Origin of the sequence: Sutcliffiella sp. NC1, assembly GCF_027594365.1 — a bacterium.
Classification (GTDB): domain Bacteria; phylum Bacillota; class Bacilli; order Bacillales; family Bacillaceae_I; genus Sutcliffiella; species Sutcliffiella cohnii.
This window is the reverse complement of record NZ_CP115153.1, coordinates 4,468,001-4,483,439: the sequence shown is the minus strand read 5'-3', so window position 1 is coordinate 4,483,439 and position 15,439 is coordinate 4,468,001. Positions and strand designations below refer to the sequence as shown.

Genomic DNA, 15,439 nt, shown 5'->3' with positions numbered 1-15,439 from the left:
AAAGCGTTTTAAAAATAACGTTTTGGATAAAGATGTCTTTTTTTATGAAATTTTTGAATAGAGGAAAGGAGGCGGACAGCGAAAAGAAAGGATGATTAAGGTAGTTTTAGTCAGGTAGATTTAAAAGCAAAAATACTCGAAAAGGGAGCGAATTATTATGACAAAGAAAAGAATTTATTTAAACGCATTTGATATGAACTGTGTAGGGCATCAGTCACCAGGTTTATGGACTCATCCGGAAGATCAATCTCACCGTTATAAGGACAGCGAATATTGGATTGAACTTGCGAAAATTTTAGAAAAGGGTCGGTTTGATGCTATTTTTCTAGCAGATGTATTAGGTACGTATGATGTGTATCAAGGTTCTAGAGATGCTGCTATCCGTCAAGGTACACAAACTCCTGTTAACGACCCATCTCTTGTTGTCCCGTTAATGTCAGCGGTAACGAAGCATTTAGGGTTCGGGGTTACTGCGTCGGTAACCCATGAGCATCCTTACACATTTGCTCGTAGAATGTCGACGCTAGATCATATTACAAAAGGTCGAGTTGGTTGGAATATTGTAACGTCTTATTTAAAAAGTGCGGCTGTTAATATCGGATTAGAGGATCAAATTAATCATGATGAGCGATACGATATCGCTGAGGAATATTTACAAGTTTGCTATAAATTATGGGAAGCTAGCTGGGAGGACGACGCAGTTTTACGAGATAAGGTGAATCGGATTTTTGCTGACCCAAGTAAGGTTCACGATATTAACCATGAAGGAAAGTATTATAAAGTTCCTGGTGCACACTTATGTGAACCGTCGCCACAAAGAACACCGGTGCTTTACCAAGCAGGGACTTCGACTAAGGGAAGAGCTTTCGCTGGGAAACATGCCGAGTTAGTCTTTATTGGTTCACCGACAAAGAACGCAGCTAAACAGTCTGTAAAGAAACTACGTGAAGAGGCAATTCGCTCCGGCAGAGCACCTGAGGAAATAAAAATACTTGCTTGTATTACTCCAATTGTTGGCCGAACGGAGGAAGAGGCTTTTGAAAAATTAAGAGAGTACAAAAATCATATAAGCGATGAAGGTGCACTGGCGCTTCTTGGTGGCTGGACCGGAATTGATTTTTCAGAGTATGGTCCCAATGAGAATCTTAAATATGTAAAAAATGATGCCATACAATCTACGGTGGAAAACTTTACGAAAATAGATTCAGATATTAATTGGACGATAGATGAAATTAAAAAATACACCGGAATTGGAGGGTTAGGACCAGTTACAGTTGGAAGTCCAAAACAGGTAGCAGATGACTTGGAGCACTGGGTGGAAGAAACCGGAGTAGATGGGTTTAACATCGCCTACGCGATTACTCCAGGCACCTTCGTGGACTTCGTAGAGCTAGTTGTCCCAATCCTACAAGAAAGAGGAGTAGTCCGAAAAGAATACGAAGGCGACACATTAAGAGAAAACCTATTCGGCAAAGGCGATCAACTACCACCACACCACCCTGGAAAACAAGTGGGTGGACAGAGGGACACATACCATGGACGGAGGGACAGGTCCTGATGCGACCCCCAAAAGTTAGAGTTTTTATTATGCAGCTAATTGGCTGGTATGGATGCGGAATTGAACCGGACTCATGCCATCCAATTTTTGCTTAATGCGTTTATTGTTATAGTAATCTATATATATATCAATCTTCTCTTTTAATTCTTCAAACGAACACAACGGCTCTCCGTGATACATTTCTTGTTTTAGTATGCCAAAGAAGTTCTCCATTGGAGAATTATCCAAACAATTCCCTTTTCGAGACATACTTTGAAATATCTTATTTTCTTTTAGTGTTTTAACCCACTTTTTGTGTTGATATTGACATCCTTGATCAGAGTGAATAGTAGTTCGATACTTTGAATCTTTTACTATGTTTATTGCCTTCAAAAGAGGCTTCAACGTAAGGTCTAATGTTGGACTAGCTCCTATCTCGTAGGAGAGAATTTCCCCATTAAATAAGTCCATGATAGGGCTAAGATAAAGTTTAACACCATTCGTACATTTAAATTCCGTAATATCAGTAGCCAATTTTTGATGGCATACACTTGTTTTAAATCGTCGATTTAAACGATTTTTAGCTACCTTTCCAACATTCCCCTTGTAGGAGTTGTACTTTCTAGTCTTTCTACTAAACTTTATACACTTAATCCCTAACTTGTTCATGATACGCTGTACAGCCTTATGATTAACCTTATATCCTTTGTTACGTAATTCTAATCGAACACGACGGTACCCAAAATTACCCCCATGCTCATTGAATATGGATAGAATCAAATCCTCTAGTTCCTGCTTTGGATTTTCCTTTTCCATTGCTTTTATATGATAATGGTAAGTGGATTCTGGAATACCCACTCTTACTAAAACATCTTTTAATTAGGTTTCTTTGAGTTCGAATGATAACGCTGCTTGTGCTTTTCGAGATAGCCTTCCGGATCCATCTGAAAAGCTCTTAACTTTTTTAGATATTCTACCTCTAAACGTAGTAGTTCGTTCTCTCTTTCTAACCTTTGTTCATTCGTCATTTCTTCTTGTTTTTTCTTATTTTTAGACATGGGAGGCCGTCCTTTTAGTTTATTCAGGCCTTCCAATCCACCTCCAACAGTGACAGCTCTCATCCACCTAGATACGGTAGTTGAATTAGTAATACCAAAGTGAAGGGCGGTTTCCATAGCTGAAGAACCTGTTCTCTTCATAAAGCTTAATACATCTAGCTTGAATTGAACAGTATATGTTTCTGTATTCTTTCTATTTACTAAACCTTTTTCACCAAATTTTTCATAGGACTTAATCCACCTATGGATCAATGATTTTGATTTAATGCCATACTTATTTGCCAGAGGTCGGATTCCGAGTTTACCTTCTTGATACTCCTTAACAACCATTTTCTTTAAATTTTCACTATATTTCCTTGTCAACCGACTCACCCCAAAGGTTAGATTTTGACTCTAACTTTTGGGGTTCACCACATCCCACGTCCACACAAATATTGGAAAAAAACCATGTACTGTACTCGATTATGCCGACGAACATCATCAAATATATATGCTAAAAAGACCTTGTAGCGCGGCTGCGGGGTCTTTTTTTTGCACATAAGTAAACAGTAGCGAGATAAATGCCTATGTTCCGCGATTCCGACGCGCTAGCTGACCGGAGATAATATCATAAAAGCGACTACACGATAACCTAGATAGAGCTTTAAAACTCCTAAAATGTGAGCGCTTTAAAAATTGTTTTCTAAAACTAGCAGCAATTTGTTAAAATGAACAATGAACGTAAATCCAAATTAGAGGTAATTGCTATGAAACCTTTTACAAACTATATCCAATTTAATAGAGACAAATGGGCTGAACTACGTAATAAAACACCATTGCTGCTATCAGAGGAAGAATTAGAGAGTATACGAGGGATAAATGAAGAAATCTCCCTTCAAGAAGTGGAAGAAATTTATTTACCGTTGACACGTTTAATTAATTTAAAAGTAAAAGCGTCTCAGCAATTGCAAGGAGCAACTAATTCATTTTTAGACTATAAAGCGAAAAAAATTCCTTTTATTATTGGAATCGCAGGCAGTGTTGCGGTTGGAAAAAGTACCGGGGCGAGGGTAATTCAAACTCTACTATCACGTTGGGACAATCATAAAGAAGTCGGTTTAGTGACAACGGATGGTTTTTTGTATCCGAATGCTACGTTAGAAAGCAAAGGATGGATGAGTCGTAAAGGGTTTCCCGAAAGCTATGATACTCAAAGATTAATAAAATTTTTGATGGATGTGAAATCTGGTAAACCGAGAGTCGAGGCGCCGTTATACTCACATCTAACGTATGACGTACTGTCTGATAAAGTAGAGATTATTAATAATCCAGATATATTAATTGTAGAAGGAATCAACGTTTTGCAAGTTAGTAAATCACATTCTGTTTTTGTTAGTGATTTTTTTGATTTCTCCATTTATATAGATGCGGATGTACGGAATATAAAAAAATGGTACATTGAAAGATTTTTAACGTTACAAAAAACAGCTTTTCAGGATCCGATGTCGTACTTTCACCGATATATTTCATTATCGGAAGAAGAGGCCGTTCAAACAGCAACGAGCATTTGGGAAAGCATTAATGCGAAAAACTTACGAGAAAACATTTTGCCAACACGACAACGAGCGGACATCGTATTTAAAAAAGGTCCGGACCATCTAATGGAGAAAGTGTATTTGAAAAAGTTCTAAATTACACTAGAGTGCTTTACAAATCACTTCTCTGGACAAGCCTCCTATCCTCTTCTATCCTTATATATATATAGAAATAGTAGATTAGAATGGGGGATGATGATGGACCTAAATAAACCATACTTATCAAGAAAAAACGGAGACCTATGGCTTACTGAAGATGAATACGATAATCTGAAAGTGAGCTACCGGATAAAAGATGTCATTTATGATCAAAAATCATCTTGCCAGGATGTTATGATTTTAGATTCCTATAATTTTAGAAGAATGCTAGTGTTAGATGGTGTTGTTCAAACGACATCGGTTGACGGGCATATTTATAATGAAATGATTTCGCATGTGCCAATGTCGATTCACCCAAATCCACAAAAAGTACTAATCATTGGCGGTGGAGATTGTGGTGTTGCGAAGGAAGTTACCAGGTATGAAGGTGTCGAACATATTGATATGGTTGAAATAGATGAGCTTGTTGTAAAAGCTTGTATCGAGCATTTACCTGAAGTGTCTGGTCGTCTAGCGGACCCACGTGTTCATTATATTTTCGATGATGGCGTTAAATTCGCAGCTAGTAAGAAAAAGGAATATGATCTCATTATCGTTGATTCATCTGATCCAATTGGGCCGGCAAAAGTATTGTTTGAACAAAGCTTTTATGAGAGCTTGCATGAGGCATTAAAAGACGATGGAATGATGGTTTGCCAAAGCCAATCACCAATCTTTCATGCAGATGTGATGAAGCAATCCTATACACGGATTTCAGGGCTTTTCCCGGAGGTCAAAATGTACACAGCAGTAGTCCCAACGTATCCTGGAGGGCTATGGAGCTTCACCATCGGGTCAAAACAACATATAAAGCCTAACCCAAGTAAAGTTACCAACAAAAATACAAAATACGTAAACGAACAAATCGTGGAAAGCTGCTTTTCACTACCACAGTTCATAAAAGAAATCTTATAAAATGAGGACACGGGGACAGATACCGTGGACGGAGGGACAGGTCCCTCGTCCACACAAATATTGGAAAAATGAAACCTTGCATCCGGAACAGGCTGCAAGGTTTTTTAAATAAATTAGATAGAAAAGATGACAGACTACAAGCGTTCCGTCCCAACCAATACACATAGACTTCGCAAATTCAACATTATATGAAAAAACTTGTACATTTTTTAGCACACAAAACTGGCACAACTTATTAAACTTTCAAGTTCTGCAATGTTCAACCCTCCACCATATTTCCTCATTTACATCCCGATCTACATACACTTATTGATGTTAAGTTTAATCATTTGGAATAACGTATTCTTAATAAACAAGTACCAGGCAACCGAATTCTGAGCTAAATGTAAAATGTTAGAATTAGGACATATTGCTACTACATACTTATATATATGGATGGGGATAAAAATAAGGGGAGTGTCTAGATGGCTAATCCAATTGTTGCTAGGTCATTAGATGAAATCCGATTTTGGTCTAGAATTATGAAAGAACATGCGTTGTTTTTAAGCTTAGGATTTACTTACGAACAAAAGCAATTGATTGACGAAGCAAACCAATTTATTACGCTTTTTGAACGAATAGAAGAAAAGTTATCAAAGTTCTCGGTGAATTCGGATCCAAGGCAAGTTCAAGCATTTAATAGTGAGGTATATCAAGCTGCAGCAGCAATTTGGGGGTATAAAAGAAAAGTATTAGGATTAACTTTACGGTGTGAAATCCGTTCTAACAATTTTGCCTTATTAATTGACCATACTAGTAGGGAAGCCGCTTATTTTGCCAATCGAATAAAAGAACTGAATGAAGGAAAGCTTGCTCCAAGTCCGGATACTATTATTGAGGAGAACGTATTCTTCCTAAAGATAATGGCCGATCACGCTAAGTTCATTGGACATCTTTTAGATCCTTCAGAAAGAAAATTGGTAGAGCAGGCAAGAGAGTTTAGTCATGATTTTGACCAGCTGATGTTCCAAGCAGTTGATTTAGATTCTATGCGCCCACAATCAGAAACAAAACCAATGCTTAGCCAATTTTTAAATCAAAATAAAGTGTCTGTTGCTTCACTACGTGATTTTAAGAAAACAGCTAGAGAGTTAATTGAAGCGTGTCGTATAAAAAGTAACATTCATCCCCTTTTGGCTGACCATACATTTAGAGAAGCTGAACGATTTTTAGAAATTATCGATATGTTTGAAGCGAGTTTGATAAGAAATTAATATTGTATTGTGGGTGCGATTGTTTATTTAGGACAATCGCTTTTTTGTGTTTATTGAAGGGAGGCAGCCCGCAGATAGAATGGAGAAAACCTCCTAAATATTTCTATAAAAGGTATTGACTAAACTAAACGAATCTTATATTATTACGGTGTAGAACGAGTGTTCTAACTTCATTTCTCCCCAACTGCGAACTCCATTTTCTATTACTTCTCTTTTCATTTTCATTACTAAAAAATAGGAGGGTAATGCATTACCGTGAGTAAGTCTATTTTATTCCAATTTTTAAAAGCCTCTGCAAAAAACACCGTTAAGAATCTGCCTTTCCAATACCTTTCGAGTAAAAACTTTTCCGTAATTATTTTTAACCTTTTTTCATTAAATGATCGCCAGTATGTGCAAGGTTGGTGAACGAATCATGCCTAGAACTAGAAGAGAAAAAAGTAGAAGTGGTATTTACCACATTATGATGCGAGGAATTAATCAACAAACGATCTTTGAAGATGACGAAGATAAAACTCAGTTTTTATATACGTTAAAAAAATTTAAAGAAGTCAGTAAGTACGAGCTTTATGGTTATTGCTTGATGGATAACCATGTGCATCTACGAGAAACGGAGGAATCACTTTCGCTAGCGATAAAAAGAATAAGTTCGAGCTATGTGTACTGGTATAACGAGAAATACAATCGTTGCGGACACTTGTTTCAGGAAAGGTTTAAAAGTGAAAAAGTAGAAGATGGTAGGTATTTCTTAACCGCACTCCGTTACATTCACCAAAACCCACTTAAAGCTGGTATTGTAAAAAGTATATTTGAAAGCGAATGGACTAGTTTAAGAGAATATACTTGGAAAGAAAAGCTAGTGGACACGGAGTTAGCGTTAAGTCAGTTTGCTACTAATAAGAAAGCTGCGGTTGATTTATTTCTTAAATATATGATGGAGGAAAATAACGATAAATGTCTGGAATACGAAGTAATAGTAAAGCCAACAGACGATGAGGTAAGAGAGTATTTAAAAAATTTAGGAGTGGAAAGCAGTTCGAGTCTTCAAAAAATGGCAACGGCTAAAAGAAATGAAATACTAAGCAAGCTAAAAAAGCAAAAAGGTGTATCAGTAAGACAAGCTTCCAGAATTACTGGAATATCGAAAAGTTTAATACAGCGGATAAAATAAATGGGACAGAGGGACAGGACAGTGTACGTGGGACATAGGGACATTCCTTGTCCGCTCAAATATTGGAAAGATGGTTTTCTTTAAAAAAACACCGAAATATTCTAGAAAGGTAAACCATTTTTAAGAAAAAACCTACAATCGTTTGTAGGTTTTTTTGCATGAGACGAAGTTAGTGGGAGGCAAGACCTGTCCCTCTGTCCATGGAACGTGTCCCTCTGTCCACATGCTTACTCATTAAAAGAACTTGCATTATCCTGTGCTTGTTGTAGCATTTGTTGTGCTAATTCGACATCTTCTTGTTCTTGTCTTACTTGTTGTTGCGCTTGCAGTAACTCATGTTGTTTCGTTTGAACGAGTTGCTGCGCCTGTAATAATTGTTGCTGCTCCATCTGCAATTGCTGAAATGCTTGTTGAACATCTTGCTGCGCTTGTTCCAGCATTTTTTGTGCTTGCGGAGTAGAAGGTACGATGGTTTGTAATTGGTTTTGTACTTGTTGAATCGTTTCGTGCGCTAGTGCCATTTGAGCCAAGTTTGCACTAGCTGTTGCGTCTTTCACAACTTGTTGTGCTTCTTGAACAGACTCTTCAAGTACCATTAGCTCGTTTTTTTGTGTCATAAAGAAAGCCTCCGATAATGATTATTTTGTGAAAAAATATCCTACATTTATCGTGCGCTATTTTACTATTTCTATCCCAAGTGGGACGGAGGGACAGGTCCTTTGTCCATCCATTTTTTGGTGGGACGCGGAACCTGTCCCTCCGTCCACGGTATGTGTCCCTCTGTCCACATGTTCCATCCTGGTTTTAGGTAAAAAGTAGTAGAAATGTGGTTTAGTTTGACATAAAATAGAATTCGTGTGCATTTTAATTAGTTCGTCTTTACTACTTTAGTCAACTTAGAAGGAGCGTTAAAATGAATCGGTATTTTCAATTGTTTGTCCTTATAGGAATTTTTTTATTTTTTTTAGCAGGTTGCCAAGCGTCCAATGCGGGTGCACCTGATGAAATGATGGTCGATGAAGAAGAGTTACTTTTATCAGAAGAGGTAGAGGTAGTGACACCTTTTGTTGATGTTGCTTTTAATCATTGGGCCGTTGAAGCAATTTTGTCTTTAAACTACGATGGTTTAATAAAGGGATATGAGGATAGTTCATTTAAACCGGACGAGCCGTTGACGGAAGGACAATTCCTTTTATTTGTTTTGTCATTCTATGATGCGTTTGGTTTAGAAGAAATTCCAGTTGAACCGTTAGACCAACATATGCTCGATAACTTGTATGAGAAGGTGGACGATTACAACTTTCCGTTACAAGGATTCAGCAGCAAAGAAAAGATGGAAGAGCCTATAAATATAGAAGCCATTAATGAAACTTTTGCATTGTTGTATAACGATGATATGAAAGATGTTTTAGATCAAGCCTTAGCAAGTTCTTTTGAAAAAAATAAGGTGGTAACTCGTGCTGCCTTTGTGAACTTTTTATATGAAATGAAGAAAAATGAACTACATACTTCAGTTACTACTGATAAGTTATACACTTTAACAAATACATATCTGCTCGAACAGAAAGAGGAAGAGGAACGAGAACAGCGTGAACGTGAGGAAAAGTTAAAAAAAGAACAAGAAGAGCGGGAACAACGTGAATTAGAGGAAGAGTTAAAAAAAGAACAACGTGAATTAGAAGAAAAGTTAAAAAAGGAAGCAGCACAACAAAAACAGCAAAACGACGCGAAAACTAAGACAGAAACGTTCGGTCAAAGTCATAGTGCAGAGAAAGAGAAAGATGAGCCTATACAAGATGTAAAAACGGTCGCTGCCAAACCCAATACACCACCAACTTCCTACAATGCGGGGATTAGCATGACAGACTCGTTACTTCCGTCAGCTAATTCTAGAGAAAGAACTACAGATGTTACGCACGTTATGGTTCATTTTATGAGTAACGGTCTTAATAAGCCTAATGATCCGTTTCATATTCAAGATATTCGTTCTCTTTTTACAAGTTACGGAGTGTCGGCTCATTACGTTATTGATCGAAATGGGGCTGTATATAGATTTGTTCCGGAAGACCGTGTGGCGTTTCATGCGGGAAAGGGGAATCTTAAAGGGTTTCCAGCGTACAAGGACAAAATGAATGATTATTCCATTGGAATTGAACTTTTGGCAATTGGCACGAAACAAGAAATGCTTTCGATGATACCGAATTTCCCATATGATTCAATTGATCCTGCTCATATAGGATATACAGAAGCACAATATGCATCACTCAACAATTTATTGAACGATATTTACAGTCGCTATCCAACGATTTCAAAAAGTAGAAAACATGTAATTGGTCACGACGAATACGCACCTGGGCGAAAAACAGATCCGGGCACTCTATTTAATTGGAGTCGAATCGGCTTCTAATGAAGTGGGACACATGGATGGGACAGAGGGACAGGTCCTTTGTTCATCCATTTTTTGGTGGGACGCGGGACCTGTCCCTCCGTCCACAAAGTAGATGGACGAAGGAACACACTTCCTCGTCCATCTTTTTTTGTAAAAAATGTAGAGAACAAAACATGTCTCCCGCCGTCATATCCGTCTAGATTAAAATATCTTCGTCCGAAAATGGTTGTATTTAAAAATTTATTTTTGTATACTAGGTATAAAGTTGTTCTTTATTAAGAACTAAGAGGTGGGAATTATGCAAAAAGTCCTGCAAAGGTTGGGGAACGTTCTATTAATTTTAATATTAATAATTAGTTTATTAGTATTAGTATCTGTCGTCACAGCAGAACGTGAAATAGACAAACCGCCGTCTATTTTAGGCTATAGTTTTCTCATTGTGCTTACAGGAAGTATGGAACCGCATCTTAGCGTTGGTGATTTGACGATAGTAAAGAAGGTTCCATTTGAAAAGGTTTTAGAAGAAGATGTTGTTACCTTTCGTATGAACAATAGTCAAACCTTTGTGACGCACAGGGTAGAAAGAATTGTTGATAACAGTGCCTTAGAAACGAAGGGTGATGCTAATAATGTTATAGATGATGAATTAGTAACAGAAGAGCAGTTAGTTGGGAAAGTGATGTTTATTGTACCAAAAGCTGGATATATTTTAAACGTCATAAAAAACCCGTATACTATTGCTATTTTAATTTCTGTCGGTGTAGCGGTAATTGTTACTAACTTTGTTAGAGTAATTTTACGGAAAAGGATAGTACAAGAGAGATGAACTACTTATAAGGGGGTGGTTATATAGATAGAAAGGACAAGCATATTAGAGGGGGTGAATAATATGAAAAAATGGATGATAAGTTTATTTGGACTGGCATTCATTATGATTGTTGTAGTGAGTACAATGGCGTACTTTTCTAAAAGTTTCACGAGTGCGAGCAATTCTTTAACTGCAGCAACATTTTCAGTAGATGCAGTTGGACCAGATGGTATTTCTATAGGAGATGCACAATTTGATTTAGCCGGAGATTTTTATCCGGGAATAACTAACAAAGAAGTGTACAGCTTCCAAGTGCGCAATAATGATTCGTCAGTACCTGTAGAGTATATCGTGAACTTTTTAAAAAGTGGAGGTTTATTCCCAGAAAATCACCGCTCACCAATACTAATTACGTTAGAGAAATTAGTAGGGGAGAAATGGGTTGAGCAAGATTACAATAAGCCGATAACGCCAAATAGTGATGTAGAAACATATAGAGTGTTAGTGAGTTGGCTTCATAGCGGCAATGATATTAACTTTCAAGGAAAAACGGGGAAAATTGATTTTGAACTTATAGTCAAACAGGCAGATTTAAAATAATGCACGAGATTTATTTTTTTTGAAATGAACGTTCTTTATTAAGAATTGTATTGGGGGAGATGAATATATGTTAACAAACAAAAAGTTATTATTAGGATTATCTGCGTTATTTTTAATTGTTGCTGTTACTGTTTTTGGAACTATTGCTTATTTTAGTAAAAGTTTCACTAGCTCAAACAATGTGGTAACTGCAGCAACGTTTAATGTTGATGTTGTAAATGCTGATGGACAAACAATAAAAGATGGTGAGTTTCATTTAGATGGAAACCTTTTTCCTGGAATGGAGCCGCTAGAAGCTTATACTTTTCATATAAATAAGAATGAGACGAATGTTCCAGTAGAATATAGTGTGAGTTTAACCCCAACTGGTGAACTGTTAGTAAATGACGAATCTCCATTAAACCTTACATTACAACGTTTAATGAATGATGAATGGGTAACAGTGGATTATGCGGCGACATTTAGACCAGAAAGAGATGTTGAAAAATATCGCGTTATGGTAGATTGGCCTCATGGCAATAATGATATCGCGTTCCAAGGTAAATCTGGCAACGTAAAAATTGAAGTAGTAGCAACTCAAGTTGATCCTGAAGAAGAACCGACAGAACCAGAAGGACCTCCTTACTACACTGGGGAAGTGAAATTTAAAGCAACACATAACGGTAGTACTAGAACGACGACAAATAAAGAAGTTGTTTTCTACACGAATGATAATGGAATGAGAGTAGTAGAAATTCTGATGGGAGACGGAAATGGAGACTTTGAAACGAGAGTCGGAAAAGTAACTGTAACAGAAGAATTGCACAACGGAATTATGTATTTCAGAGTCGTAACGGAAAATGAATATTATGCTAGTCCAACACAAGCATGGAGATCTAGAGTGGACCGACTTGATTTATCAGTTGAGGGCGTTGTCAACTTCCCGGCAACATTATCACCATACCTGTCTATTGAATCAGAAGCACTATACAACTGGTTCCAAAATTAATAAATTATATTAAAAAGGATTGCTATGGCGGTCCTTTTTTTGTTCTACTTGTGTCGCGTACATCCAGTTTTTGGTGGGACGCGGGACCTGTCCCTCCGTCCACGGTATGTGTCCCGCTGTCCATAATGGTGATTATTTTGGATTATATGAGAGGGATTGTATGAGATTTACATCATATAGGGTGGTTAATTCCGTTCTGTTCGAGTATATCGCGTTATACGGAGGATTAACTGAATTTACAGAAAATAGTTTTGCCGTTACCATTAATATATACCTCTTAATCATTTAGAAAAACGCAAGTCTTACGGATCATGCAGTGTACATTCACAATAATGAGCTTTAATTCACTATAATATATCCTAAATGATTGTAGGCTAGAAAAATTTAAAGGAGTGGTTAGTTGGAAGCCGATACGATTATTAAACCGTCGTTTAAGTATTCACTATTGATGTTAATTTCCGCGATAGCAATTATTTCTGTAGGGTTGTTAGTTTTTGGTGCTCCGATTCAAATTCTGATGTTTATAAGTATGCTTGTGATGATTCCATTTATGATGAGACTAGGTTTTTCCTATAAGCAAGTAGAGAAGTCGATGATGAAATCGATGGCAAGGGCGTTACAGCCTGGACTTATTTTATTAACCGTCGGGATTTTAATCGGTGCATGGATTGCGTCAGGTACCGTACCTACTTTAATTTATTACGGTATTGAGGCAGTGTCCCCACAATATTTTTTAGTTACTACGTTAGTATTTTGTTCATTAGTGTCCATGTCGACCGGTACATCATGGGGAACGATCGGTACGGCAGGAATTGCGATGATGGGAGTCGGAACAAGTCTTGGTATTCCAGCTCCAATTACGGCAGGTGCTATTATTAGTGGTGCGTATTTTGGAGATAAAATATCACCTCTATCCGATTCAACAAACTTAGCACCAGCTGTTACAGGTGGAGAGCTATTCACTCATATTAAGCATATGCTTTGGACGACAGTTCCAGCGTATATTATTACGGCCATTATTTTCACAGTGATGGGGTTACAATATAATGCTAGTACGGTAGATGCAACGAGCGTAAGCGCTCTTACCACTTATTTGTCCGAAACATTTAACTTAGGAATTGTTTCGCTTATTCCAATAGTTGTTTTAATTACATTATTAGTATGGAAAAAACCACCGATTCCTTCTATATTTATTGCTTCTGCTGTAGGTGGCATCGTAGCAGTTGCTTACCAAGGATTCGGTTTTGCAGAAACACTAACGATTTTTTATGAAGGCTATAGTGTAACTACAGGAATTGAAGTAGTTGATAGTTTACTTGTTCGTGGTGGATTAGCAAGTATGCTCGGTCTGATTGCGCTATTTATTTTTGCGCTTGGACTAGGTGGAATGCTTGCGGAATCTGGAGCTTTAGAAGCGCTACTTGCCTCGTTTGTATATAAAATTCAACATACAGGCTTGTTAGTTTTCGTAACGATTCTTGTGAGTTACTTTACGTTAGCGATCGGAGGTGCCATTTATTTCTCTACCGTTATGGGTGGAACGTTAATGAGACCAGTCTTTGAAAAGCTCAATTTAAAGCCAGAAAATCTTTCAAGAATTTTAGAGGACACCGGTACACAAGGTGGAGCACTCGTTCCGTGGACGGGAAGTGGAATGTACACCGCCGCAACATTAGGCGTTGCAACAGGCGCGTATCTGCCATTCTGTTTCTTAGCTCTCATTACACCACTAGTATCCTTGTTCTACGGAATAACAGGGTTAACGATGACGAAATACGATGAATCCGAACGTAAAGATAAAGATAGAAAAAGCAACAAACCACGCCCAGTAGAAGCATAATAAGTGGACACCGGGACACACACCGTGGACGGAGGGACAGGTCCCTTGTCCCACCATTTAATGGGAAAATAAATATGATAAATGTATAAATGGGCCGGTAGAGTAGAGTTCCAATATCTCCACCGGCCCAAATTAACTTATAAAACAGAAACTGCTCCTACATATCCACATCCCCGAAAGATATAAAATATCTCAAACAGGAAGTGCCTTCGTCTTTTCCACACAAAACTGTGACTTACTCTAATGTTATTAACAAAAATCGTGCATAACTTGAAATATCCACAGTCATTTTTTAAAAATAAAAGTTATTTTGAAAAATTATCCACAAGTAGCGAAAATCGTCGTATAATGAATTTGTAGAAGGGTGTGTGGACGAAGATGGACGGGGGACAGGATGTTTGTCCCGCCATTTACGGGAACGGACGAAATGTAAATGGAAAACAAAATCGAGGCAGGTATAATGTCTTGCATTGTATTTCTCCATTTTAGATCACTACCTGGTAATACAATTTTTTTATAAAGGGAGCTACATAGAATGAAAAAGCCATTAAAAGCTCTATTAGGTATTATTCCGTTGTTAGTTGTAGGTTACTTTTTTCTACCACATATAAATGGAAATTCCGATGCGATGATGACATACCTAGAAGAGACAGACAAATTTGCAATCAGCTACAACGAGATTATCGAGCAAGAATGGGCAATAGAAGATGAAGAAGAATTACTAGTTTTTACACAAGAGGTTTCGATTCCTAAAATGGAGGAATTGCTAACTGACGCAGAAACGTATGGGCAAGGGATATCGAAAAACAAGTTGAAAGCTGTGCACGATATTTATAACAGTAGCATAAGTAAGCGAATTGAAGCAGACAAAGCTTGGGTAAATGGAGATTTAGCTGATATAGAAGCGTTATATGAAGAAGCGGATTCTTTATATGTTCAATACGAAGAAGAGTTAGAAAAGCTCGCTAATAAATGGGCGGTTGAGATTGTTTGGGAAGATATAAGTGAGAATGAATGATATAAATTGTATTAGCTACCTCTGTTGTCGTTGAGAGGTAGTTTTTTAGTTTTATAGGAGAATAATTAGATGAACTAACGTAATGTAAAAATGGAAATGAAAGATTGGAGTATAGATAGTTTTTACGCTAGGGTACAATCACTCAGGCCA

Annotated in this window: 14 protein-coding genes; 11 read left to right on the top strand and 3 right to left on the bottom strand. The window is 37.4% G+C overall.

Features of this window, described 5'->3' with window-relative positions; all coding sequences use genetic code 11:
• Nucleotides 1-157: 157 nt before the first annotated feature.
• Nucleotides 158-1,558, top strand: coding sequence for an LLM class flavin-dependent oxidoreductase (locus O1A01_RS23045; protein WP_066420896.1), 1,401 nt, complete (start codon nt 158-160; stop codon nt 1,556-1,558).
• 27 nt (nt 1,559-1,585) lie between these two features.
• Here the strand turns inward: O1A01_RS23045 and O1A01_RS23040 are convergent, their stop codons facing one another.
• Both O1A01_RS23040 and O1A01_RS23035 read right to left on the bottom strand, forming a co-directional pair.
• Nucleotides 1,586-2,395 (bottom strand): IS3 family transposase, encoded by an 810-nt coding sequence (locus O1A01_RS23040; RefSeq protein WP_094366209.1) that lies wholly within the window; start codon nt 2,393-2,395, stop codon nt 1,586-1,588.
• Nucleotides 2,396-2,412: 17 nt separating this feature from the next.
• A complete protein-coding gene (locus tag O1A01_RS23035; RefSeq protein WP_244905121.1) occupies nt 2,413-2,958 on the bottom strand; it encodes a helix-turn-helix domain-containing protein in 546 nt (181 codons plus the stop codon).
• 383 nt (nt 2,959-3,341) lie between these two features.
• Here O1A01_RS23035 and coaA point away from each other — a divergent pair, with 383 nt between their 5' ends.
• The 4 genes from coaA (at nt 3,342) to O1A01_RS23015 (ending at nt 7,646) form a co-directional block, all read left to right on the top strand.
• Entirely contained in the window at nt 3,342-4,265 is a 924-nt protein-coding gene (gene coaA / locus O1A01_RS23030; protein ID WP_211290345.1) for a type I pantothenate kinase, read from the top strand.
• Between the two features lie 99 nt (nt 4,266-4,364).
• The gene (gene speE / locus O1A01_RS23025) at nt 4,365-5,222 is read left to right on the top strand and encodes a polyamine aminopropyltransferase (RefSeq protein WP_443081816.1); all 858 of its coding nucleotides are present in this window, start codon (nt 4,365-4,367) and stop codon (nt 5,220-5,222) included.
• A 464-nt stretch (nt 5,223-5,686) separates the two neighbouring features.
• Nucleotides 5,687-6,475: a DUF2935 domain-containing protein gene (locus tag O1A01_RS23020; protein ID WP_270065125.1), complete on the top strand. Its 789-nt coding sequence runs from the start codon at nt 5,687-5,689 to the stop codon at nt 6,473-6,475.
• A 415-nt stretch (nt 6,476-6,890) separates the two neighbouring features.
• A complete protein-coding gene (locus tag O1A01_RS23015) occupies nt 6,891-7,646 on the top strand; it encodes a transposase (protein ID WP_270065124.1) in 756 nt (251 codons plus the stop codon).
• Nucleotides 7,647-7,873: 227 nt separating this feature from the next.
• Here O1A01_RS23015 and O1A01_RS23010 read toward each other — a convergent pair whose 3' ends face one another.
• On the bottom strand, nt 7,874-8,263 hold the full coding sequence (locus tag O1A01_RS23010) for a hypothetical protein (protein ID WP_270065123.1): 390 nt from the start codon (nt 8,261-8,263) through the stop codon (nt 7,874-7,876).
• Between the two features lie 296 nt (nt 8,264-8,559).
• Between O1A01_RS23010 and O1A01_RS23005 the strand changes: the two genes are divergently transcribed.
• The 6 genes from O1A01_RS23005 (at nt 8,560) to O1A01_RS22980 (ending at nt 15,289) form a co-directional block, all read left to right on the top strand.
• Entirely contained in the window at nt 8,560-10,053 is a 1,494-nt protein-coding gene (locus O1A01_RS23005) for an N-acetylmuramoyl-L-alanine amidase (protein ID WP_270065122.1), read from the top strand.
• A 280-nt stretch (nt 10,054-10,333) separates the two neighbouring features.
• Nucleotides 10,334-10,861, top strand: a complete 528-nt coding sequence (locus O1A01_RS23000) for a signal peptidase I (RefSeq protein WP_270065121.1) — start codon at nt 10,334-10,336, stop codon at nt 10,859-10,861.
• Nucleotides 10,862-10,924: 63 nt separating this feature from the next.
• Nucleotides 10,925-11,443 carry a hypothetical protein gene (locus tag O1A01_RS22995; RefSeq protein WP_270065120.1) on the top strand — a complete coding sequence of 173 codons (519 nt, stop codon included), beginning with the start codon at nt 10,925-10,927 and terminating at the stop codon, nt 11,441-11,443.
• Between the two features lie 67 nt (nt 11,444-11,510).
• On the top strand, nt 11,511-12,431 hold the full coding sequence (locus O1A01_RS22990) for a hypothetical protein (RefSeq protein ID WP_270065119.1): 921 nt from the start codon (nt 11,511-11,513) through the stop codon (nt 12,429-12,431).
• A gap of 400 nt (nt 12,432-12,831) precedes the next feature.
• The gene (gene nhaC, locus O1A01_RS22985) at nt 12,832-14,271 is read left to right on the top strand and encodes a Na+/H+ antiporter NhaC (protein WP_084380514.1); all 1,440 of its coding nucleotides are present in this window, start codon (nt 12,832-12,834) and stop codon (nt 14,269-14,271) included.
• Nucleotides 14,272-14,806: 535 nt separating this feature from the next.
• Entirely contained in the window at nt 14,807-15,289 is a 483-nt protein-coding gene (locus tag O1A01_RS22980; protein WP_066417921.1) for a hypothetical protein, read from the top strand.
• The last annotated feature ends 150 nt before the right edge of the window (nt 15,290-15,439 follow it).

Coding starts and splice junctions, on each gene's coding strand:
- O1A01_RS23045 (WP_066420896.1), top strand. CDS start 158: ATGACAAAGAAAAGAATTTATTTAAACGCATTTGATATGAACTGTGTA.
- coaA (WP_211290345.1), top strand. CDS start 3,342: ATGAAACCTTTTACAAACTATATCCAATTTAATAGAGACAAATGGGCT.
- speE (WP_443081816.1), top strand. CDS start 4,365: ATGATGGACCTAAATAAACCATACTTATCAAGAAAAAACGGAGACCTA.
- O1A01_RS23020 (WP_270065125.1), top strand. CDS start 5,687: ATGGCTAATCCAATTGTTGCTAGGTCATTAGATGAAATCCGATTTTGG.
- O1A01_RS23015 (WP_270065124.1), top strand. CDS start 6,891: ATGCCTAGAACTAGAAGAGAAAAAAGTAGAAGTGGTATTTACCACATT.
- O1A01_RS23010 (WP_270065123.1), bottom strand. CDS start 8,263: ATGACACAAAAAAACGAGCTAATGGTACTTGAAGAGTCTGTTCAAGAA.
- O1A01_RS23005 (WP_270065122.1), top strand. CDS start 8,560: ATGAATCGGTATTTTCAATTGTTTGTCCTTATAGGAATTTTTTTATTT.
- O1A01_RS23000 (WP_270065121.1), top strand. CDS start 10,334: ATGCAAAAAGTCCTGCAAAGGTTGGGGAACGTTCTATTAATTTTAATA.
- O1A01_RS22995 (WP_270065120.1), top strand. CDS start 10,925: ATGAAAAAATGGATGATAAGTTTATTTGGACTGGCATTCATTATGATT.
- O1A01_RS22990 (WP_270065119.1), top strand. CDS start 11,511: ATGTTAACAAACAAAAAGTTATTATTAGGATTATCTGCGTTATTTTTA.
- O1A01_RS22980 (WP_066417921.1), top strand. CDS start 14,807: ATGAAAAAGCCATTAAAAGCTCTATTAGGTATTATTCCGTTGTTAGTT.